The organism is Pseudarthrobacter sp. PS3-L1 (genome assembly GCF_030063285.1).
In the GTDB taxonomy this organism is placed as follows: Bacteria; Actinomycetota; Actinomycetes; order Actinomycetales; family Micrococcaceae; genus Arthrobacter.
The window spans coordinates 631,634-652,655 of record NZ_JASISU010000003.1; the positions used below are offsets into that span (position 1 = coordinate 631,634).

The 21,022-nt window shown below is 61.8% G+C and carries 23 protein-coding genes; 13 read left to right on the top strand and 10 right to left on the bottom strand.

What is annotated here, in order from left to right; genetic code table 11:
• Positions 1–18 precede the first annotated feature (18 nt).
• The gene (locus tag QMG79_RS10825) at positions 19–453 is read right to left on the bottom strand and encodes a DoxX family protein (RefSeq protein ID WP_283538593.1); all 435 of its coding nucleotides are present in this window, start codon (positions 451–453) and stop codon (positions 19–21) included.
• A gap of 115 nt (positions 454–568) precedes the next feature.
• Here QMG79_RS10825 and QMG79_RS10830 point away from each other — a divergent pair, with 115 nt between their 5' ends.
• The 3 genes from QMG79_RS10830 (at position 569) to QMG79_RS10840 (ending at position 3,010) form a co-directional block, all read left to right on the top strand.
• Positions 569–1,915: an MATE family efflux transporter gene (locus QMG79_RS10830; protein WP_283538594.1), complete on the top strand. Its 1,347-nt coding sequence runs from the start codon at positions 569–571 to the stop codon at positions 1,913–1,915.
• A 56-nt stretch (positions 1,916–1,971) separates the two neighbouring features.
• Complete coding sequence (locus QMG79_RS10835) at positions 1,972–2,559, top strand: hypothetical protein (RefSeq protein ID WP_283538595.1); 588 nt, start codon at positions 1,972–1,974, stop codon at positions 2,557–2,559.
• Between the two features lie 88 nt (positions 2,560–2,647).
• Positions 2,648–3,010, top strand: a complete 363-nt coding sequence (locus QMG79_RS10840; protein ID WP_283538596.1) for a hypothetical protein — start codon at positions 2,648–2,650, stop codon at positions 3,008–3,010.
• A 59-nt stretch (positions 3,011–3,069) separates the two neighbouring features.
• On the opposite strand, the gene QMG79_RS10845 is transcribed toward QMG79_RS10840, so the two are convergent.
• Positions 3,070–3,612, bottom strand: coding sequence for a CGNR zinc finger domain-containing protein (locus QMG79_RS10845; protein ID WP_283538597.1), 543 nt, complete (start codon positions 3,610–3,612; stop codon positions 3,070–3,072).
• A 70-nt stretch (positions 3,613–3,682) separates the two neighbouring features.
• Here QMG79_RS10845 and QMG79_RS10850 point away from each other — a divergent pair, with 70 nt between their 5' ends.
• On the top strand, positions 3,683–4,702 hold the full coding sequence (locus QMG79_RS10850) for an EamA family transporter (RefSeq protein ID WP_283538598.1): 1,020 nt from the start codon (positions 3,683–3,685) through the stop codon (positions 4,700–4,702).
• 67 nt (positions 4,703–4,769) lie between these two features.
• On the opposite strand, the gene QMG79_RS10855 is transcribed toward QMG79_RS10850, so the two are convergent.
• The 4 genes from QMG79_RS10855 to QMG79_RS10870 form a co-directional block, all read right to left on the bottom strand.
• Positions 4,770–5,033: a hypothetical protein gene (locus tag QMG79_RS10855; RefSeq protein ID WP_283538599.1), complete on the bottom strand. Its 264-nt coding sequence runs from the start codon at positions 5,031–5,033 to the stop codon at positions 4,770–4,772.
• A gap of 148 nt (positions 5,034–5,181) precedes the next feature.
• Entirely contained in the window at positions 5,182–7,512 is a 2,331-nt protein-coding gene (locus tag QMG79_RS10860; RefSeq protein WP_283538600.1) for a heavy metal translocating P-type ATPase, read from the bottom strand.
• Between the two features lie 35 nt (positions 7,513–7,547).
• Entirely contained in the window at positions 7,548–7,772 is a 225-nt protein-coding gene (locus QMG79_RS10865) for a heavy-metal-associated domain-containing protein (protein ID WP_283538601.1), read from the bottom strand.
• 85 nt (positions 7,773–7,857) lie between these two features.
• Positions 7,858–8,223 carry a metal-sensitive transcriptional regulator gene (locus tag QMG79_RS10870; RefSeq protein ID WP_283538602.1) on the bottom strand — a complete coding sequence of 122 codons (366 nt, stop codon included), beginning with the start codon at positions 8,221–8,223 and terminating at the stop codon, positions 7,858–7,860.
• Between the two features lie 402 nt (positions 8,224–8,625).
• On the opposite strand from QMG79_RS10870, the gene QMG79_RS10875 reads away from it, so the two are divergent.
• The 4 genes from QMG79_RS10875 (at position 8,626) to QMG79_RS10890 (ending at position 12,280) form a co-directional block, all read left to right on the top strand.
• On the top strand, positions 8,626–8,826 hold the full coding sequence (locus tag QMG79_RS10875) for a hypothetical protein (protein WP_283538713.1): 201 nt from the start codon (positions 8,626–8,628) through the stop codon (positions 8,824–8,826).
• A 79-nt stretch (positions 8,827–8,905) separates the two neighbouring features.
• Positions 8,906–10,045, top strand: a complete 1,140-nt coding sequence (locus tag QMG79_RS10880) for a WD40/YVTN/BNR-like repeat-containing protein (protein WP_283538603.1) — start codon at positions 8,906–8,908, stop codon at positions 10,043–10,045.
• A gap of 3 nt (positions 10,046–10,048) precedes the next feature.
• Entirely contained in the window at positions 10,049–10,354 is a 306-nt protein-coding gene (locus QMG79_RS10885) for a MoaD/ThiS family protein (protein WP_283538604.1), read from the top strand.
• Between the two features lie 174 nt (positions 10,355–10,528).
• Positions 10,529–12,280 (top strand): glycoside hydrolase family 35 protein, encoded by a 1,752-nt coding sequence (locus QMG79_RS10890; protein WP_283538605.1) that lies wholly within the window; start codon positions 10,529–10,531, stop codon positions 12,278–12,280.
• Positions 12,281–12,344: 64 nt separating this feature from the next.
• Here QMG79_RS10890 and QMG79_RS10895 read toward each other — a convergent pair whose 3' ends face one another.
• Positions 12,345–12,590, bottom strand: a complete 246-nt coding sequence (locus QMG79_RS10895) for a hypothetical protein (RefSeq protein ID WP_283538606.1) — start codon at positions 12,588–12,590, stop codon at positions 12,345–12,347.
• 297 nt (positions 12,591–12,887) lie between these two features.
• Here QMG79_RS10895 and QMG79_RS10900 point away from each other — a divergent pair, with 297 nt between their 5' ends.
• Entirely contained in the window at positions 12,888–13,829 is a 942-nt protein-coding gene (locus QMG79_RS10900; protein WP_283538607.1) for an endonuclease/exonuclease/phosphatase family protein, read from the top strand.
• A 132-nt stretch (positions 13,830–13,961) separates the two neighbouring features.
• The gene (locus QMG79_RS10905) at positions 13,962–14,891 is read left to right on the top strand and encodes a diacylglycerol/lipid kinase family protein (RefSeq protein ID WP_283538608.1); all 930 of its coding nucleotides are present in this window, start codon (positions 13,962–13,964) and stop codon (positions 14,889–14,891) included.
• Positions 14,892–15,001: 110 nt separating this feature from the next.
• Here the strand turns inward: QMG79_RS10905 and QMG79_RS10910 are convergent, their stop codons facing one another.
• The gene (locus QMG79_RS10910; protein WP_283538609.1) at positions 15,002–15,505 is read right to left on the bottom strand and encodes a GNAT family N-acetyltransferase; all 504 of its coding nucleotides are present in this window, start codon (positions 15,503–15,505) and stop codon (positions 15,002–15,004) included.
• Between the two features lie 601 nt (positions 15,506–16,106).
• Here QMG79_RS10910 and QMG79_RS10915 point away from each other — a divergent pair.
• Positions 16,107–17,090, top strand: coding sequence for a serine/threonine-protein kinase (locus QMG79_RS10915; RefSeq protein WP_283538610.1), 984 nt, complete (start codon positions 16,107–16,109; stop codon positions 17,088–17,090).
• A gap of 68 nt (positions 17,091–17,158) precedes the next feature.
• Here QMG79_RS10915 and purB read toward each other — a convergent pair whose 3' ends face one another.
• Positions 17,159–18,601, bottom strand: a complete 1,443-nt coding sequence (gene purB / locus QMG79_RS10920) for an adenylosuccinate lyase (RefSeq protein WP_283538611.1) — start codon at positions 18,599–18,601, stop codon at positions 17,159–17,161.
• 162 nt (positions 18,602–18,763) lie between these two features.
• Here purB and QMG79_RS10925 point away from each other — a divergent pair, with 162 nt between their 5' ends.
• Both QMG79_RS10925 and QMG79_RS10930 read left to right on the top strand, forming a co-directional pair.
• Positions 18,764–19,075 (top strand): hypothetical protein, encoded by a 312-nt coding sequence (locus QMG79_RS10925; RefSeq protein WP_283538612.1) that lies wholly within the window; start codon positions 18,764–18,766, stop codon positions 19,073–19,075.
• Positions 19,057–20,580 (top strand): alpha/beta hydrolase family protein, encoded by a 1,524-nt coding sequence (locus tag QMG79_RS10930; protein ID WP_283538613.1) that lies wholly within the window; start codon positions 19,057–19,059, stop codon positions 20,578–20,580. The genes QMG79_RS10925 and QMG79_RS10930 overlap by 19 nt, the downstream gene beginning before the upstream one ends.
• Here QMG79_RS10930 and QMG79_RS10935 read toward each other — a convergent pair.
• Positions 20,577–21,002: a phage holin family protein gene (locus tag QMG79_RS10935; RefSeq protein ID WP_283538614.1), complete on the bottom strand. Its 426-nt coding sequence runs from the start codon at positions 21,000–21,002 to the stop codon at positions 20,577–20,579. The two genes, QMG79_RS10930 and QMG79_RS10935, sit on opposite strands and share 4 nt — an antisense overlap.
• Positions 21,003–21,022: the final 20 nt, after the last annotated feature.

Genomic DNA, 21,022 nt, shown 5'->3' on the forward strand with positions numbered 1-21,022 from the left:
CCCGGGATCTGGCGGTTTCTAGGCAGTCGTTTTTGTGCGACGTCCACGACGTCCACTGAATGCTGCGTCGATCGAGAAGCCCCCGGCACCAGCCAGGCTCAGCGCGGCGGCGCTGGCGGCCAGGATGAGTACAAGCTCGTAGCCTCCATTGGTGACATAAATGCCCGCCGCGGCATGGACCAGGAACAGGGCGCCCAGCATGTCCAGCGCCAGCAGGGCCGCGACAATCCTGGTGAACAGGCCCAGGATCAGGGCAACACCGCCGGCGAGTTCAAGGACGGCGACAACAGGAGCAACAACGTCAGCGGCGGGTACACCCATCTGCGCGAAGGATGCCTGGGTACCGGCAATGGTGAATTCGTTGAATTTCTGCCAGCCGTGGGCGGTGAAAATGACGCCCAGGGCGACACGAAGGATGAGCAGGGCGGCTGAGGTTGCGGACGACTTTTTCATGGGTCCTATCGTTTCCCAGGAAAGATTGAAGTGTCAACTAATCGTGGCGTTATGTGATGTGAGTCATGGATGGGATGACTGCGGGTAGGACAGCAGGGCCCACTAAGCTTTGCGGGTGACTCGATCAGCTTCAGCAGGGAAATCTCAGTCCTCCCACGCCAGGGAGATACTGCGGTTGGCTGTCCCAGCACTTGGTGCGCTGATCGCCGAACCACTTTTCCTCCTGGCAGATTCGGCAATCGTCGGCCATCTGGGGGTGGCGCAGTTGGCTGGCGTCGGACTTGCCTCTACCCTGCTGCACACAATTGTTGGCCTCATGGTCTTCCTCGCGTACTCCACTACCCCTGCTGTTGCCCGGGCAATCGGTGAGCGTAATCCGGCACGCGCCATGGCTGCGGGCCGGGACGGCATCTGGCTCGCCCTTGGCCTTGGGCTCATCCTGGCCGCTGGTGGATTCGTGCTCGCGGAGCCACTTGTCACATTGTTGGGTGCTACCGGAGACCTCACGGTCTATGCGGTGGAGTATTTCCGGTGGTCAATGCCGGGCCTGGTGGCCATGCTGCTGGTCTTCGCTGGTACTGGTGTCCTCCGCGGAATGCAGGACACTAGGACTCCGCTCCTGGTAGCCGGTGCGGGTTTTGCGCTCAACCTCGTCCTGAATCTGGTGCTGGTCTACGGCGCGGGGCTGTCTGTGGGTGGATCTGCCATCGGCACAAGCATCACGCAGTGGGCTATGGCAGTGGTCTACGTTTTGATGGTGCGGCGCAATGCCTTGGCACACGGCGTAAGGCTTTTTCCGTCGCTGTCCGGGCTCCGGGCCACCGCCAGTGTCGGATCGTGGCTCTTGCTTCGCACCATGAGTCTTCGAGTAGCAATTCTGGCCACTGTTGTGGTGGCAACTGCCCAGGGGGATCAGAACCTAGCCGCTCACCAGTTGGCAATGACAATTTTCTCATTTTTCGCCTTTGCCCTTGATGCGCTGGCGATTGCGGCCCAAGCCCTGGTGGGCAGGGAGCTGGGTGCTGCGAATGCGATCAAGGTCCGTGAACTGACACGCACAATGGTCTGGTGGGGACTTGGCTTCGGATGCGTGACCGGAGTCCTGGTTGCTGTTACCGCGCCGTGGGTGGGGTTTATTTTTACTTCCGACGCCGGGGTGCGGTCGACTCTTGCCCTAGCGCTGTACATCCTTGCCCTGGGACAGCCCATTGCTGGATTCGTATTCGTCCTGGATGGCGTGTTGATCGGCGCTGGTGACGCACGGTACCTCGCCCTTGCCGGGGTGGTGAACCTCGCTGTTTACCTTCCCCTGTTGGCCCTGGTGGGCAGCATTGGTCCAGCCGGCCCGTCCGGACTGCTGTGGCTATGGGTTGCCTTCGCCCTTTGCTACATGGCCGTGCGTGGAATAACGCTTGGGCTTCGCGCCAGGACTGACCGCTGGATGGTCTTGGGAGCTCGCTGACGTTCGGCTCTTCGTGCCCGGTTCTCCCACGGGAGTTCGGCCACTAAACTGGTGCAGTGAGACACGCACCTAATTCCGCCGAAACCCGTCCGGCCGTCCCCACCGCCACTACATGGCGGCCCGTACTGTTCCGTGCCGTAGTTTCGCTGGCATTTGGCGCAGTGACAATTTTCTGGGCCACCCAGTCCACGGTGGCCATGGGAATTCTTGGCGGCCTGTACCTCGCCGCTACTGGAGCCATCCTACTTAGCGGCGGCAGCAAGGGTGGCTTCGGCCATTCCGCCGGTGCAGGACGGCTCTTGGCTGCCGGATCCTCGGTCTTGGTAGGGGCAGGTGTTGCGGCCGCAGCGTTGCACGGGGAGGTCCTCTTTGCCGTCTTTGCCGTGATCGGCCTCGGCGTCATGGGCCTGATGGAGACCATTTCCGGCATCCTGAGGCGCGGGCAGGATGTCTTGGCCAGGGATTGGCTGGTTTCCGGCGTCATTGGGCTCGGAACAGCCGTGTTGCTTCCTTTTTTCACGCCTTTGGGCGTCCACGCGCTCCTGGGTGTTGCGGGCGGCGGGGCGGTGGTTTCCGGTGTGCTGTGGATTCTTTCCGGGCTGTCGCTGCGGCACGATTCGAGGCCCGGCTCCGACAAGCCGTAAACTGGTGGCCTAGGTTCTACTAATTGTAGAAATCTAGGCACAATATTTTTCGCGGCTGCACTCAGTGCGCCCACAGGAAGGACACAACGTGGCAAACCAGGAACCAGGCAAACCGCAATCGATGCGGACCTCGGTGAAGGGCCCGTTGCTTTTTTCCGCTTTCTGGGCGGTCCTTGCTTTCGTGGCCGTGCTCATCTTTGCCTCCGGAGGAAGCGCCGGGGCGCCACGCATTGATCTTGCCCTCACGGGGGCCGGAATAGCCTTTATTGTCACTCTCGTCATTGCTGCAATGCTCTCCATGAGCTACAAGGAAAACCCTGAGCATCTTGGCAAAGGTTCCGGTGTGAACCTCAGTTCGGCACCCAAGCCGGGCAGCGGATCTGCCGCAAACCCCGCCGATCCACGCTTCGATTCTGGCACCTCTGGCACCAACGGGACAGACCCGTCCTGACGCTGGATCGCCAGCTTGGGCGCCCTTGGCCAGCAGTGTCTGCTTCACCACGAAGCGACCTAGATGCCGGCCTGACGCGCACGGTACGCCGCTACGTGCGCACGGTTGGCGCAGTTGCCGGTGTCGCAGTAGCGCTTTGACCGGTTGCGGCTGAGGTCAATAAGAACTGCGTCGCAGTCTTCTGCAGCGCACGTCAGCATGCGGCCCATCTCTTTCCCCCGGACCACGTCCGCAACTGCCATGGCCGCTTCTGTGCTCATCCTGTCCCGCAGGGGGGCGTCCGGGGTTGTGGCGTGGAAGTGCCAGTCGCATCCGTCGTGTCGGCGAAGCTGCGGAAGTGCACGGCCCGCCCTCAGAAGCCTATTGATGATCTCGACTGCAGCCTCTTCCGAGCTGCCCCAGAGCGCCCGCAGTTGCCCCCGCAGCATGTGAACCGAAGCCAGTTCCTCCGGCGTCCCAGATCTGATCCCCGTAAATCTCTCGGCATCCAGGAACGACGCAAGATCCGCCTCCGTGCCCAGCAGTTCCGCCTGATTTGCTGCGGTGTTTATCAGGTGGACTACTGTGCGCAACTCAAGCTCGGTGTCAGGTGCAAAAACCATCTTGACTCCTTACGAAATTCCAGCGTATTGTCAGGACCAATATCCAACTTTACTCCTGACAGGGGGAGCTGTGGCAGCCGTACACTCCAGCTGGCGCCGGCCGGCCCATTATTTCTTGGGTTCAGGACTTGGAATTGCGCTGTTTTCTTCAGCAGTTTTTGGTCTTTCCGGATCCTTCGCCAAGGCCTTGCTGGAGAGTGGCTGGAGCCCTGGCGCCGCCGTTACCGCCAGGCTGACGGGAGCGGCGCTCATACTTCTCCTGCCTGCGTTCCTCGCCCTCCGCGGCCGGTGGTACCAACTGCGAAGCAACTGGCTTACGATCGGCCTCTTTGGATTGATTGGCGTCGCTGCCTGCCAACTCTTCTATTTCAACGCGGTGGCCAGGCTGTCGGTGGGTGTCGCACTCCTATTGGAATACCTTGCCCCCGTCCTGATCGTGCTCTGGCTCTGGGTCGCCAGCAGGCGCAAGCCCGGCGCATGGACCATTGCCGGCACGCTGCTCTCTCTTGGTGGACTGATCCTCGTCCTTGACCTCACGGGCGCTGTGGTTATCGATCCTGTAGGTGTTTTTTGGGGTCTCGGGGCAGCTGTCTGCCTGGCAATCTACTTTTTCATCACGGCGCGGCAGAACGACTCCCTTCCACCGCTCGTCCTCGCTGCCGTGGGACTGATGGTGGGCGCGGCAGTGATGTGGGTGGCGGCGGCCGTCGGGATCGTTCCCTTGGTTTTCAGTACGGCTGACACAACCCTTGGCGCATGGCGGGCACCCTGGTGGGTAGCGCTGGCAGGTCTGGTTGTCCTGGCCACTGTCCTTGCCTACGTCAGCGGCGTGATGGCATCGAGGGCTCTGGGCTCCAAGGTTGCATCCTTTGTGTCACTGACCGAAGTGCTCTTCGCCGTGGTCTGGGCGTGGCTTCTCTTGGGGGAGCTCCCGGCGCCTATCCAGCTTGCTGGCGGCCTGCTGATAGTTGGTGGCGTTGTCCTGGTCCGGCTTGACGAGATTCGCGGCAAACCTGCTGGTCATAGCGCAAACTCCGGGACACGCAGCACGCCACTGGATCACGCCAATGATGTGGAACCGGTTCCCTGAGTGTCGCCATGAAACAGGAAAGGCCCGGACGCACAGTGTGCCTCCGGGCCTTTCCTGAAGCAGCTTCCTAGCTGGAAGCTGTCTCCTGCTGCTGAGCGTTCTTCTTGGCCTGCTGACCGGCGTCCTTCAGTGCCGCGGCGACCTTGTTGAGGGCGGCTGTGTGCTGGCCGCTCCACTCGTTGCGGAAGCGATCTGCATCGGGACCCTTCCAGTCGGTGCCGGCAAGAGCCTTGGTGAGCTGGCTCTTCTGGTCTTCGATGGCCTGTGCGCCGGTGACAAGCCTCTGACCGAGGTCCTTGAGCTGCTGAATGTCTGCGCCCCAAATGGCCATGATGTTCTCCTTCAGATTGTGTGGATCCGAAACATGCCGGCATCCCCCGTGGCCTCCGGCGTCTCCGGAAGTTCCAATACATAGAACCTATCCTGAGCCGTTGGACCCGTCGATGGGGACACCTCCCCATGTCCTTTTTTCCTCAGTCCTACCGGCCAAAACGACGCAGTCGTAGTGAGTTTGCCACCACTAGGACAGAGCTGGCTGCCATGGCCCCGCCGGCCACCATGGGGTTGAGCAGGCCCAGCGCAGCTACGGGAATTCCGATTGCGTTGTAGAGGAAGGCCCAAAAAAGGTTGGTTTTGATAGTGGCAAGTGTTTTCCTGGAGAGTTCAATTGCCAGGGCAACCTGCTGGAGGTCGCTCCCCATGACTGTCAGGTCGGCGGCCTCGATGGCGACATCCGTGCCTGACCCCATGGCGATGCCAAGGTCTGCCTGCGCCAGGGCCGCGGCATCGTTGACCCCATCACCTGCCATTGCCACGGTTGATCCCTGGGACTGGAGCCTTCGGACAGCGTCGACCTTGCCTTCCGGCGAGACTGCCGCCATGACGTCGCTGGCCGGAATCCCGACGGCGGACGCCACCTGCGCAGCCACGGCACCGTTATCTCCTGTGACCAGCAGCGGACGCAGGCCCAACTCCCGGAGCTTGGCGATTGCGGCTCCGGAGCCTTCCTTGATGCTGTCCTGCAGGGAGATGATCCCGGCAGGACGTCCATCAACGGCTACCCAGACTGCTGTTGCTCCCGCATCTTCTGCGGACAAGAGCCGTGCTTCGTGTGGCGGGTCGATCGTGACGCCGTTTCCCGTCAGCCAGGTGGTACCGCCGACCAGGACGTCGTGGCCGTCCACGTCGCCGGCCACCCCACCACCGGCAGCGGACCGGAAGTTCTGCACGTGGGCTGTTCCGCCGTCGCTGGTTGCGCCCCGGGCGGCATTGGCAATTGCCCGGCCAATGGGATGCTCGGACGAATTCTCCACAGCACCGGCAAGGCGCAGGAGCTGGGCTTGAGTAAATCCGTCCAGCGGCTCGGTGACTGAAACGGCAAGGACGCCGTTGGTCACGGTGCCAGTTTTATCCAACACGATAGTGTCAACGGTCCGGGTGTCCTCCAGGATTTGCGGTCCCTTGATGAGGATGCCCAGTTCGGCCCCTCGGCCCGTGCCGGTGAGAAGTCCCACGGGAGTGGCGAGGCCCAGGGCGCACGGGCAGGCAATGACCAGAACGGCGACGGCGGCAGTGAAGGCGGACTGCAGTTCCGTTTGGCTGACGTCCGGTGCGGCCACGAGGAGCCAGGCGCCAAACGTCAGGATCGCTATGACGAGTACAACAGGGACAAAAACGGCGCTGATCCTGTCTGCGAGCCGTGCAATGGGAGCCTTCCCGGTCTGTGCCTGCGCCACGAGTGCGCCCATGCGGGCGAGGGTAGTGTCGGGCCCCACCCTGGTGGCACGCACCAGGAGGCGACCGGAGGTATTGATGGTGGCGCCGGTGACTGAACTTCCAGGGCCGACGTCGACTGGCAGCGATTCGCCTGTCACGAGAGACGCGTCAACCGCGGAACGCCCCTCTGTTACCTCGCCGTCGGTGGCGATTTTCTCACCGGGACGGATTACCAGGATGTCGCCTACCGACAACTGTGCTGCGGGTACCCGCCGTTCAACACCCTGGACCAGCACTGTCGCATCCTTGGCACCCAGGCTTAGCAGGGTGCGCAGGGCATCGCCTGCTTGGCGCTTTGCATTGGCCTCGAGGTATCGACCCAGCAACAGGAAAGTCGTCACGACGGCGGCCACTTCAAAGTAAAGTCCGCCCGCAGCCATTCCACCCATCGATTCCATGACCGGGTTTGCCGTCAGGTCTGGCGCGGCGATGAGCTGCCATGCGGAAAACACATAGGCTGCCGTGACTCCGAGCGAGACCAGGGTGTCCATGGTGGAGGAGAAGTGCCGCGCATTGACCGCTGCCGCCCGGTGGAAGGGCCACGCAGCCCATGTCACCACCGGCAGGGCCAGGGCACCCACAACCCAGCCCCACTGCGGGAAGTGCAGTGCAGGGATCATGGAGATCAAGAAAACCGGAACCGTAAGGGTGGCTGCAAGCAGGAGCCGAGGACGCAGGGAGGGCGCCGTGACGGCCACCTTTTCCGGGACAGTTCCGCTGGCTGGCCCATGTGCGGGTGGGACGGCCTGCGGAGTGTCCGTTTGCTGGCGGGAGGGGGCCTGTGGACTGCTGAGCCGGGCGGTGTAGCCGGTGGCAGTGACCGCCTGGATGATGTCTTGGTCAGTGACGCCAGCAGGGACTGTGACACGTGCGGTTTCCAGGGGTAAATTCACCGACGCTGAGACGCCGTCGATCTTTCCCAGTTTGCGCTCGACGCGACCCACGCACGATGCGCAGGTCATGCCCCCAATATCGAGGGAAAGTACCCGCTGGGAAGCGCCATCCGTGGTGACGATAATCGGGTCAGCACCCATGAATTCCTCAGTTCTGCTGGTAATGTCTGGTTGCCCTAGGCCTCGTTGGCTACAACCAGGTACCCGGCTTCTGCCACTGCTTCACCGATTTCGGCGGGGGACAGTGTCAGGTTGGAGTTGATGACGACTGTTGAAACCCCGCCGCCGTTGAGGTCGACGTGGACGCCTGTTACACCTTTGAGGGATTCCAGCTCCTCGGTGACGGCCGCGACGCAGTGGTTGCAGGTCATGCCGGAAACGCTGATAGTGGTGTTGCTCATGATGGCTCCTTGGTGACGTTTGCCGTGGCATGCCCGGCGTGATCGGTGGTTGTGGCGTCGTTGTCCATGAGATTTCGGATGGCGCTCACCTGAGCAACCGGCCGATTGCGCTGGTTGCTTCTTTGACCTTCTCATCGATGGCGATTTCGCGCAGTGCGGGGTCGGGCTCTGCAGCGGCACCTACTACGCAGTGCCCAATATGCTCCTCCACCAGGCCCAGGCTGACTGCGTGGAGGGCCTTGTTCACGGCAGCCATCTGTGTTAGGACATCGATGCAGTAGGTGTCGTCCGCAACCATACGGGCGATTCCACGAACCTGGCCTTCGATGCGTCGAAGCCTTCGAAGGTAGGCGTCCTTGTTGGACGAATATCCCGGGCCACGCTCGAGTGCGGCAGCGTCCGACGACGGATCGGCAGTCGGGGTGGGGGTCTCGTCTTGGGAAGGGCTCATGGTGTGAACATATACCCTTGGGGGGTATTGGTCAAGTACCCCCTGGGGGTATTATTTTCTGGTCTTGTTTCCCGTCGACGACTCCGCCATGCCAGCGACAGGCCCAAAAAAAGCTCCGGAGCGCGTTATTGGGGGATACGCACTCCGGAGCAGCTTTGGGGCAGGTGTTGACGTCTCCGTCGGCCTGCATTCAACACAGTACCCGCGCAGATACCGGGCCGCCAGCACGTGGGATTAGTACTTTCGGTTTAGTTTATGGACGGCCGGGAAGCGTCCCGCCGCTGGATTTGGCAGATGTCATCCCGCCGCACCCTTGAATGGACACCAGGGGAGGATTAAGGTTGAGATGGCGCGAGGGTGGGTCGTGAAGATCAGGGATTCACGGCGATTGGACGGTGCACGGTGGAGATTTTCATGTGGTGGCTGGACCTGGGCAAGAACCCGAAAGAATGGTTGCGGGAGCACCTGCGGGCCGACGAATTGCCACTGTTTGTTATGCAGGGCATTGCGGAGGCTGGCGGTCCCCATCCGGACGACCCAACAGCTGTCCTGACCGATGATGACTGGAATTTCATCGAGGCACAGTCGGAGTTTGCAGACTGACGTGGGCGCCACCACAAGCATCTGACACAATTTTGTTCCGGCCATTGCGCCAGCGGATCGGTGGTGCTTCCATGGGCTTATGGCTACCCACCAGAGCTTCCTCATGGCCGTTGGAACCAAAAAGGGACTATGGCTCGCCACGAGCCCTGACCGGGCGAACTGGACGCGCTCCGGCCCGTATTTCCTGATGAGTGAGATTCCGAGCATTGGGATCGATACGAGGGGTGGGGGACGGCGAATCCTGGTGGGTCTCCGCTCCGAACACTGGGGCCCCACCGTCGCTCATTCAGATGATCTGGGTGCTACGTGGCACGAACCTGACCACGGCGCAATTGCTTTCCCTGAAAGCACAGGTGCCGTCCTGGAGCGGGTCTGGCAGATCCATCCTGATGCGGAATCGCGCCCCGGCGTCGTGTGGGCTGGATGTGAGCCGATCTCGCTGTGGCGCTCAACAGACGGTGGGGAACATTTTTCGCTTAATCGCGGGCTGTGGGATCATCCGCACCGCGCAGACTGGGGAGAGGGTTTCGGGGGTGGCGCCGCCCATTCGGTTGTTGTGAACAATGATGGCGGCACGGTGCACGTTGCCATGAGTACTGGTGGCGTCTACCGCTCGGTCGACGGCGGAGACTCCTGGAAACCCTGCAATCAGGGCATTTCGGCCTATTTCATGCCCGAGCCCTCCCCGGAATTTGGTCAGTGCGTCCATAAAATAGCCGCCGATGGCGCCACGGCTGGAAGGCTTTATGCCCAGAATCATCACGGTGTCTACCGAACCGATGACAATGCTGATTCCTGGACGTCCATTGCCGAGGGCCTACCCGCAGACTTCGGTTTTGTCATGCTGGCGCATCCCGTTCGCTCCGGTACTGCATGGGTCATCCCGCTCACAGCCGACGGCGAACGGATTCCACCAGAGGGAAAGCTGGCAGTTCACCGAACGGATGACGCCGGTGCAACCTGGCAACGATCGGACAGCGGCCTGCCTGCGGAGGAGTACAACGTCGTGCTCCGCGACGCGGCGGCAACCGATTCCGCAGACCCGGTGGGAGTCTATTTTGGAACCAGGGGCGGTTCTGTCTACGCCAGCGCCGACGAGGGAACAACGTTCAATGAAGTGTTCTCCCACCTCCCGGACGTTCTCTGTGTCCGCGTTGCGGTCCTGGCAGGAGAGGCAGCACCAGGCCTGGTTCCCCTACGGTCCGCATCGATGGCCTGAGTGATGTCTGAGCCTGCAGTGTTGCCACGCCTTGAGGTGGTCCTGCCAAGCGTCCTCCACCCGTCGGCCAACGGGCACTCTTCAGTCTGGGTCCCGCTCCCCGGAGGTTCCACGATCCAGGATGTTCTGACCCATCTTGGCCAGGAGTATCCCCTTCTTGGCCGACGCCTTTGCGACGAAGCCGGAATGCTGAGGCGCTACGTCAATATCTACGTCGATGGTGACGAGTCCCGGCGCCTGGAGGGGCTTTCCACACCCGTATGGCCTGGGCGGGAAGTGCTGATTATCGCATCCGTGGCCGGGGGCTGACAGGTCACCTCCTGGCAGTTGGCACGCTTCCCGCCAGATGCCTGCTCCGGACACTAAACTTCTGTTCGGGGTGGGGCGCGTTCACGTCGCCATCCAGGACGTGGTCATGAGGGCGAGGCGTACCACGTGCACCAAAAGAGTTGCTGTTGCCCGCCAGTCGAAAAGGAGAACACTGTGGGCACTTTTGCTGTGGGCGAGAAGGATTTTCTGTTTAACGACGAACCTTTCCGTGTCCTTTCGGGCGCCATCCACTACTTCCGGGTTCATCCGGACCTCTGGGCCGATCGGATCCACAAAGCGCGACTGATGGGGCTCAACACCATCGAGACCTACGTCCCGTGGAATGAACACATGCCGGATCCAGGAACGTACCTTGATGCTGGCCAGTTGGACCTTGGCCGTTTCCTGGATCTAGTGGCAGCTGAAGGGATGCGTGCCATTGTCAGGCCAGGTCCCTTTATCTGCGCTGAGTGGGATAACGGTGGGTTGCCTGCCTGGCTGTTTCGCAACCCGACCATTGGCGTGCGCAGCAGTGAACCTGGCTACCTCGCCGCCGTCGACCTCTTCCTGTCAGCACTGCTGCCCACTGTCGCGGAGCGCCAGGTCAGCCGCGGCGGCCCGGTCATTATGGTACAGATCGAAAACGAGTACGGTGCCTACGGCAAGGACAAGGCCTACCTTCGGCACCTCGTGGACACCGTCAAGCAGCTGGGAATTGATGTTCCCCTTTTTACCTGCGATCAGCCTTTCGGCACCATGATTGAGGACGGCTCCCTGCCCGAACTGCATAAGACCGGAACGTTCGGGTCACGAGCCACGGAGCGCCTGGAGTTTCTGCGCTCGCAGCAGCCGACCGGGCCGTTGATGTGTGCCGAGTTCTGGAATGGCTGGTTTGACAACTGGGGCACCCACCATCACACCACTGATGCTGCGGCGTCTGCGGCTGAGTTGGATGCGCTTCTCGCGGCAGGCGCCTCGGTCAACATCTACATGTTCCATGGCGGCAGCAATTTTGGCTTCACAAACGGTGCCAATGACAAGGGAATCTACGAGCCCACCATCACCTCCTACGATTACGACGCACCCCTGAGTGAAGATGGCTTTCCAACGGAGAAGTACTTCGCTTTCAAGGAGGTCATTGGAAAGTACTTCGCCGTTCCGGCGGAGGATCCCTTGCCCCGCGGACAAGGCGTTCCGGAAACCCTCACTGTCGAATCCGCGGTACCGCTACTGGAAGTGGTCAGCAGCCTGGGCTCAGCCCTCTCTTTTCGCGACGGAGCTCCCACCATGGAGGACGTGGAGCACTACCGGGGGTTCGGCCTGTACAGCACCGACGCGAACCGCGGAGGAGTGCTCACCGTTGCCCAGGTGCGTGATCGGGCCCAGGTTTTCCTCAACGGGGCACCGGTGGGGGTCCTGAGCCGGGAACTAGGAGAACGTGCCATTACCCTTCCAGGGCCGGGTCTGCTTCAGATTCTGGTTGAGGACCAGGGCCGGGTCAACTACGGAGCCCGTATTGGAGAGGTAAAGGGACTGATCGGCCCAGTCGCCCTGGATGGTGTCGGACTGATGCACTGGGAGATGACGCCCCTTGATATGGGCCGACTGGGTACTCTGCGCGAGCGAGCGATTGACGTGGGAACAACCTCCGGGGTGCCTGGACCGTCGGTGTCCTTCGCAACGTTCGAGGCAAGCGGTCCGGGCGACCGCTACCTCTGCCTGGACGGCTGGACCAAGGGAAACGCCTTCATCAATGGGTTTAACCTGGGACGTTACTGGAGCCGCGGACCGCAGCGAACGCTCTACGTGCCCGGTCCGCTGGTCCGGGAAGGCCGCAACGACGTCATGATCCTCGAATTGCACGGAAGCGTGACGCGCGAACTCAGGTTTGCCGCGGAACCTGACCTTGGCCCGCACGAGAAGTAGGTGAGGAACCGGAGTGGGCGGTTCGGACATGCGACAGACCCACCCACTCCAATGACCGTGCGGCTCAGGAAAGTCGCCACACAGTGCATTCGTCGGCGTTGACCACCCGTCGCATTCCCGTGGCCTCATCGATCATCCAGACAACCCGGATCCCGGGGGCAGTCTCCAGGACAGGGCCGCGGCGTATGACGACGTCGTCGTACGTCCGCCCAACGGCGATGCGTACTTCAATTCGGTCTCCGCGGTGGAGTTGCTCCAGTGCCCTCACGCGCCTTGATGGCGCAGCATGACGGGGAAGTGTTGTTTCCATGGTCTGGCCTCCTGCTGGGAGCGCTTGCCGGCTTGTGCCGGTCAACTAAGTCTGGCGGCTCTGTATTGCCAGGTGATTTCCGGCAGGTCAGAAGCCTGTTAGTTTTTGCTGCCGTTCCTGTTTCGGGCGATCTCGCCCGCTCGCGTGGAGTTCGGCAATCTGCCGATGCGGCGAACAGGGTTCGGCTGCGGGCAGGTTTTCATACCAACGTTGCGTGATGTTCACATGGGGGCTTGCGGAGGGACAGCTTGGCCAAGAAGTATGGAGGTGTACTCGCCGCCAAACCTGGAGTTTTCCATGACTGCGAACCAGACCGTGTCCCGCCGATCAGCCCTGACGGCGGCGGGGGCGCTGGGAGTTGCGGGCGCCGTTTTCAGCCATGCAGCCACTGCGGAAGCGGCACCCCCACAGACTGACACGGCCGCGTTGATTGGACCCGCCGGAGATGGCGAGCTCCACATCATGAGCTTCAACATCCGTTTCGACAATCCGGCGGCAGGTCCCGGGAACCCAGACTTCTGGCAGGACCGGATTGGCCCCATCCGGGCCCTGTTGGCCACAGAGCAACCGACCATCATGGGTGTGCAGGAAGCGCTCTTCCACCAGCTCATGGCAATCGAAGAGGCACTGCCGGAGTATTTTGACTTCGTTGGCTACGGCCGCGATGGTGGAAGCGAAGGCGAGTATTCAGCGATCTTCTTTGACGACCGCCGCCTCGACCTTCTGGAATGGGATCAATACTGGCTTTCTGATAACCCGGAACTGATCGGGTCGGCGACCTGGGGCAACACCGTCACGAGGATTGTCACCTGGGGACGGTTCAAGGACCTTTCCACGGGGCGCCAGGTCCTGGTGGTCAACACACACTTCGACCACGAATCGGAGAACGCGAGGATCCGCAGTGCCCAGGCTCTGCTTGAACTGGAAGCCAGGCACCCCGGCATACCAACTATCCTGACCGGCGACTTCAACTCGCGGGCAGAAGCGTCAAGTGCCTATTCCACACTGGTACGGGACGGCGGCGTCGTTGATACCTGGAACGCCGCCGCCCGCCGGCTGACTCCAGAATACGGAACGTTCCCCGACTATCAGGAGCCCGTGGTGGATGGAGGAAGAATTGACTGGATTCTTGCCACGCCCGATGTCGCCGTGCTGCAGGCTGCAATCAATACCAGCACCACCGGAGGCCGGTATCCCAGTGACCACGCTCCCGTTCAGGCGCTGGTCAGGCTCACCTAGGGAGGCCTACCCACGGGACCGGGTGCGGGCGAAATGCCTGTCGGGGCAGGATCCCAGCTACGCTTTTGTCCAACAGGATTATCGAGACCGGTGCCAGCAGGCGCAATCCGGCCAAGTATCACGAAGGACGCCATGTCAGCCCCCACTAGTTCTGCCTCCGCTCCCCGCGCGGCGATCATTATTAACCCGTCGAAGACGGTGAGCGTCGATGTCCGGAAAATCCTGACGGAAACGTCACAGCAGAACGGCTGGGATGAGCCGATCTGGCTCGAAACGACCAAGGATGATCCTGGCGTGGGTCAAGCCCGAGAGGCGCTCCGACTCGGCGCCGCAGTCGTGATCGCGGCCGGCGGCGATGGGACTGTCCGTTGTGTGGGAGAAGTCCTGGCTGGGACCGGTACGCCGCTGGGGTTGATTCCACTGGGCACCGGGAACCTCCTGGCGCGCAATCTCGGGATGGACGTCACAGACGTCGCCGGAGCCATTGCCGGTGCCATCACGGGTACCGAGCGGAAGATCGATGTGGTCCGGGCACGCCAGGGGGACACGGACACCGGGAAGATATTCCTGGTCATGGCGGGGCTCGGCTATGACGCAACCATCATGGCTGACACCAACGAGGAGCTCAAAGGCAAGGTCGGCTGGTTGGCCTACGTGGATGCCGGAATCCGGAACCTCCCAGGAAAACCGGTGAAAGCCACGATCGTCCTCGATGGCAAGACTGTTGTGCAGCGACGTGTTCGCAGCGTCATGGTGGGAAACTGCGGCAAGGTCCAGGGCGGCGTGGAAATTTTTCCCAACGCGAAGCTGGACGACGGCGTGTTGGACATCGTCGTTTTGGCCCCCAAGGGGCGGTTTGGCTGGCTTACCGTCATTGCCGGGCTGGTGGGCCGGGGACGCAGCAAGCAGACCGCCGTCGAATATTTCGCTGGCACCTCGGTTGAGGTGAGTGTCGAGCATGGCCAGGACTACCAGCTCGACGGCGACCATGAGGGTGAAAGCAAACACGTAACCATGACGATCGATGCCGGTGCGCTGAGCATCCGCATGGCTGGCGTCTAGCCGCTTTTCCGTCGGGGAGCGGAAGGACTCAGCAGGCCCCAGGTGCGTCAGCCTAGGTGCGCACTACCCTAGGGGCCCTGGCCGCAACCGGCGCGCACGCGGTCAGGGCTCTAGGCCATTGCCGTGTGGGCTGCGCTGTGCGAGTTGATGGTTTTGGCAAAGCACTGAGAGTGCAGCTGGCCTGCGTATGGCCCATAGTTGGGAATAATCTCGAACCCAGCATGGAGGTAGAACTGCCGGCCGTCCGCCTGTGCCGAGCCGGCTTCTGCCTTGACCCGGGTAATACCCTGCTTGAATGCCTCCGCTTCCAGCGCGGCCAGCATGGAACTGGCCACGCCCGACCCCCGGGTGTAGGGCAGGACGTATAGGCGCTTGATCTCGGCCGTTTCGCTGTCCAGGAGCCGGAGGCCGCCGCATCCCACCGGCTGTCCCGAGGCTTTATCGTAGGCCACCAGGAAGACGGCGCAGTCGGTCTCCGACGGAGGCGTGCCCGGCTCGTGATTAGGCTTGCCAAAGCGCGCATCAAGTTCCGACTGCTGGGCACGGCGGAGGTCGGCGCCCACGGGATTGGCCCAGGTCACATGCCTGATGTTGAGCCTTGGATTGGTCTGCACTTCGTCCTCAATTCAGTGGAGGGTTGTGCTGGAAGCCTATGCACCGGCAGTTTCGGCCGTGTTTCCGACCGGTAAGGCTTACAAGAACTCCACGGATGAATCCGGTACGAAATGCTGTAGGGGACCGTTCTCAGGGATTGACGATGGGTTCTATGGTTGGCTAGTCCACAATTTACTATGTATGCTTACTTTACTTAATACATCGAATGTAATCAGGAGTCGTGAGTTCCTTGGTCAGCTTTTTCGAGTTGCCCGAGTCGGGACCTCGCCCTGGTGGATTACCTGTATCAACGCAGGTTCCACCGACCCACTGCGGGGCATCCATGACGCTCTTCACCCCTGCCCAAGCGGGGGGTGCGGTCGCCTACACTTTTGCCCCGGAGCGGGATTCTGAGGACCTTCCCCCCGTGTGGCGCTGCATGTGCGGATTCCAGCTTGATATCTGGACTCTCGAATCCCACTCCATCGATCCCGCCCGGGGCCCGATCGATTCAGGAAAACCTTGGTCCCGACCGGTGGTCCAGCAACAGTTGGGCCTCCGGGCAGGCTGATGGCCTCCGACCCAGGCGGCGCACCGAGCGGGGCGAGTAAACGTCCCCTGGTGGCTGACCTGCACAGGGCCGTGACAACCGGCGAGCTCATCAACGGGCGGTACATCCTCCAGGGGCTGGTGGGTCGAGGCTCCATGGCGGTGGTCTTCCAGGCTGTTGATACCGCCGAACAGCGAACCGTAGCGATCAAGTTCTCCGCCCGTGGAAGCGCGGGCAAAGGCCATCTGCTGCAAAACGAGGCAGCGATTCTTCAGCGTCTTGACCACCCTTCCGTCGCAAAGTACCTCGACCACGGGATGCTACAGTCCGGTGCTGCCAGGGACCCGGATTTTTGCAGGGTTACCGGAAAACACGGATCCGCCGAATCCAGGGCTGCGGCATCTTCTGATGCTGAAAGCGGCGGGATTGAGGGCCGCACATTCCTTGTCCAGGAGTTCGCCCATTCCGGGACGCTAGCCCAGGCCACCGCTTCCGGTCCCTGCCCGCCGGCGCAAGTTGCACTCTGGGCTGAGCATCTCCTGTCCGGCCTGGCACACGTCCATGGCCGCAATCTGGTCCACCGAGACATCAAACCAAGCAATCTTGCCCTGAGTGGGCTTCGACGCAGCCCGGTGCGGATTATCGATTTTGGTGTTGCCACCGACGCTGGATCAGTGGTGGTAGCCGGGAGCTCCACAGGGACTGTGCACTACATGAGCCCCGAGCAGGCAGCCGGTGGCGATGTCATGCCTGCGTGGGACATCTATGCAATGGGCCTGGTCTTTATCGAGTGCCTCACGGGCGCCAAAGCGTTTCCTGGCACTCCTATTGAGTCACTGGTGGCCAGGACGCTGCGCAATCCCGAGCTCCCGGCTGGATTGAGTCCTGCCTGGAACCGCTTCCTCTCCGCCTTGACGGCCATGGATCCGGCGGACCGCCCGGCCGCGCAGGAGGCGGCAGCAATTGCTCGCCAGCTCCGGAAAACCCCTGAGCGCTTCACCGGGCCGCGGAATCCACGAAAATTCCAGAAAACAAGGCAGCGGATAGCTGCATAGCCCCTGGCGCCTGTTTCCGACCATGAACTGTGGTGCCAGCCCCCCGTGCGGTGAAACCGGATGGTGCGCTACGAGAGGTGATCCACCAGTTCGTTTGCAATTCCGGTGTATCGGCCAGGGGTCAGCGCGAGGAGCCGGGATTCGGCGTCGGGCGAGAGACCGAGGCTCTGGACGAACTCCCGCATGCGCGTGGCGTCAACACGCTGGCCCCGGGTCAGGTCCTTGAGCCGTTCGTACGGGTTTTCCATGCCCTCGACGCCAGCAATCGCTTCGGCGCGCATTACCATCTGGATTGCCTCGCCAAGCACCTCCCAGTTCGTATCGAGGTCAGCTGCCAAGATTTCCTCAGCAACGTCCAGACGGTCCAGCCCCTTCACCACGTTGGAAATGGCGAGTAGTGAATGGCCGAAAGCAACGCCGATATTCCGCTGGCTGGAGGAATCCGTGAGGTCGCGCTGCCATCGCGACGTCACCAGGGTTGATGCCAAGACATCGAGCAGGCCGGATGAGATTTCCAGGTTTGCTTCGGCGTTTTCGAACCGGATGGGGTTGACCTTATGCGGCATGGTGGATGACCCGGTTGCCCCCGCTACGGGGATCTGTGCGAAGTAGCCGATCGAGATATAGCTCCAGACGTCCGTGCAGACGTTGTGGAGGATGCGGTTGAAGCGTGCGACGTCGGCATAGAGTTCTGCTTGCCAGTCGTGGCTCTCGATCTGGGTGGTCAGAGGATTCCAGGTAAGCCCCAGCCCTTCCACAAACGCTTTGGCAACCTGCTGCCAGTCTGCGCTGGGAACCGAGGCCACATGCGCTGCGTAGGTGCCCGTGGCGCCATTGATTTTCCCGAGGAAATCGGTTTTCGAAATCCGGTCTAGCTGACGGGTCAGCCTGTGAGCGGAAACTGCTAGCTCTTTGCCCAGGGTGGTGGGCGTGGCAGGCTGTCCGTGCGTGCGGGACAACATGGGAACGTTGCGGTTTTCGGTTGCCATGGCCGAAATTTGGGCCACCAGGGCACGGGCGGCAGGCAGCCAGACATCCTCCACCGCGCCCTTGATGCCCACGGCGTACGAAAGGTTGTTGATATCTTCTGACGTGCAGCCAAAATGCACCATCGCCGTGAGGTCGGCAATGCCGATGCTTTCCAGCCGGCGGCCAATGTAGTACTCCACGGCTTTGACGTCGTGGACCGTTACGGCCTCGATCTCCGCGAGTTCCCGGACTGATTCGGCATCAAACTCGGTCACAATAGCCCGGAGCTGCTGCTGCTGCTCTGCTGTCAGGGGTCCAGCGCCGGGGAGCACGCTGTTGCTGGTCAGGTGAATGAGCCACTCAACTTCCACTGCAACGCGGTCTCGATTGAGGGCAGCCTCGGAGAGGTAATCCACCAAAGGCGCGACCGCGCCCTGGTACCGACCATCGAGGGGGCCCAGCGCAATCTGAGTCTGCGCGGCCGCCAAGGCGAGGCGTCCAGAGGGCGTGCGGGAGTCTGTGGTTGCGGAGATTTCAGGCATGCCTTGATTCTTTCACGAACTGCCACGTGCGCCGGAAAGTTTGCTGCGCTGTGACGCGGAAATCTCCGTGGGTTGTCCACATACGTCAGCTCAGCCAAGACCAGAAGGTACCAGCGCTCCTAGGGTAAAGGTCAGTAAGGTCAAGGCAAGAGAGGGCGGATTGTGGACGGAGGGGACGTGGAATGGGCGGCCTGTACCTCGCGCGCCTACGACATTGAGCAAATCGGTCTTCGTGTTGAGCGTTGCCTCTGCCAGGTGCGTGATGCACTGTCCGCGCTGCATCAGATCCAGTTGCTGCAGTGGCAGTCTCCCGCGGGACATGCCTACCGGGCAGCGGTTTACGAGCGCTCGCTGGAGCTGCAGCGGGCCGTGGGCGGACTGGAGAATGCGCGAACGGCCATCTCACTCCACGCTCTCGCGGCATCGGTTAGCCAGGTACAGGTACCCTTCTCGCTGTGGCCGGGCGACAGCTGATGGTTGGGGCAGCACCTGATCTCTGGGTAGTGCCCCAACCATCAGGCAATGAGCATTTTGTCGTCAGGGGCGGGGTCGGTGGCATAGCTTTTTCGCTGGAAGAGCTCCTGGGAGGTGCCGAAAAGTTGGACCTGTTGGCGGAGCAGCTAGAAGACAGTGAGAGGGAACTCCAGAGCATCCGGACCGCCCTGTGGGACCTGCGGAATGACCCCTGGAACACCGGAGCCGCGGCTCTGGACAGCATGGACAGTGCGCTGGGTGCTCTGTACGCCGTTCGAGTGTCCTTTCAGGTCCTCGGCAGCGGGGTGCGGCGTTCCATGCTGGACTACCAGGCGGCAGAGCAGAAGGCGGCGCTGCTTCGGGCTGTTGGACTTGGCCCGGAGCCTGGCACGGGCTCCGCGTTCTTCCAGTGGCCGCCAGGTCTGGACCAAGTGGAGTCCACCCTGGGCACTGCGCCACTAACTGCCGGGCTGTTGCTGGGCATTGCGCCGGGAAAGTTTGCCGCCCTGATTGCTGCGGATTTGGTGTTGGGTCGACGTTTCGGTGCGATCCGTCCCCTGGTGGCCGCCATTGCCGACGCTCATCCGCAGCTGGCGCCGCGTCCCATATCTGCCGAGGCGGGGGCGCCGCAGGTCATGACATTGGTGCCCACCCCAGCGGGCCTATTAAAACGTGTTCAACTACTTGAAGACCTGCCAGACCCTACGGTTGAGGTAGTGCGGCTGGCAGGCAGCGGCTCAGGTTCACCGGCCTATGTGGTGGTTATCCCGGGAACGCAGAACTCAGCTCCCCTTGGCGGCAGCAACCCGTTTGACGTGGCCGGCATAGCGGAAGCGCTGGGATTTGGTTCGCCTGAAACTACCGCGGCAGTCCATGCGGCCCTCACAGAAGCTGGTGCTGTTGCTGGGGACCCTGTTGTTGCAGTCGGTTACAGCCAGGGTGGAATCCACGCGATGAATCTTGCGCAGAACGATGACTTCCTTGCGGATTTTGATCTGCGCTACGTCCTGACCGCTGGATCCCCGGTGGGCGATGTCCAGCTTCGGCCCGGGGTCGAATCGCTGAGCCTGGAACATCGTCAGGACTGGGTACCCGGCAGCGACGGCACTCCCAACAGGGACGCCCGCAACCAGGTCACTGTCACGCTGACGGATCCGGTGGCGACCCCCGCGGGACAGGGCTTGGGATTGGGGCCTGGGCACAGGCTGGATTCCTATGTCGCTGGAGCCGAGAAGGTCGACCAAAGCCAAGATCCCTCGCTGGTGGCCTCAAGGGGAGCGCTGACAGGCATTCTCGGGACGGGTGGGACTGCCACGGCAGTCCGATTCACCATGACAAGGGCCCCGGCCACTTCCATGGTAGGTGGTGCTTCACCGAACGTGCCGCCACGTGCCCCGGCAATTTCACTGGGTACAGATGGGGGTAAGGCCGGTCCCGCGGAAAAGGGTGGCGAGGACAGTGCAGACAGGCAGAAACAGGAACGCATGCGGATGGGTCGTCGCTAGCGGCGGCTTCCGGTCAGTCCGCTGGCAACCATCGAGACCAGGGAGGTGATGATCGCTGCCAATACTGCTGTCCACCAGAACGAGTCTATGGAGAAGACGACCGGCGTAAAGCTGCTGAGCCATGCCGTGAGGTACAGCATGGCCGCATTGATGACGATGGTGAACAGGCCGAGGGTGAGGATGGTGATGGGAAGGGAAAGGAGGCTGACCAACGGTCTGACAAAGGCATTGATCACACCGAAAATCAGTCCAACAAAGAGAAAGGCCAGAATGGACCCCACCGCGTCAGCCCCGTTGCCGGCTCCCGCTCGTGCGGCCACGCCAGAAGCGGAAGTGGCGGCTATGGTCATCCCAGGCAGCAGCCACGTGGCAACCCACAGGGCCAGGGCATTGATCACAACTCGAAGAATGAAGGAGCTCATTGGCCCATGGTCGCATAGGT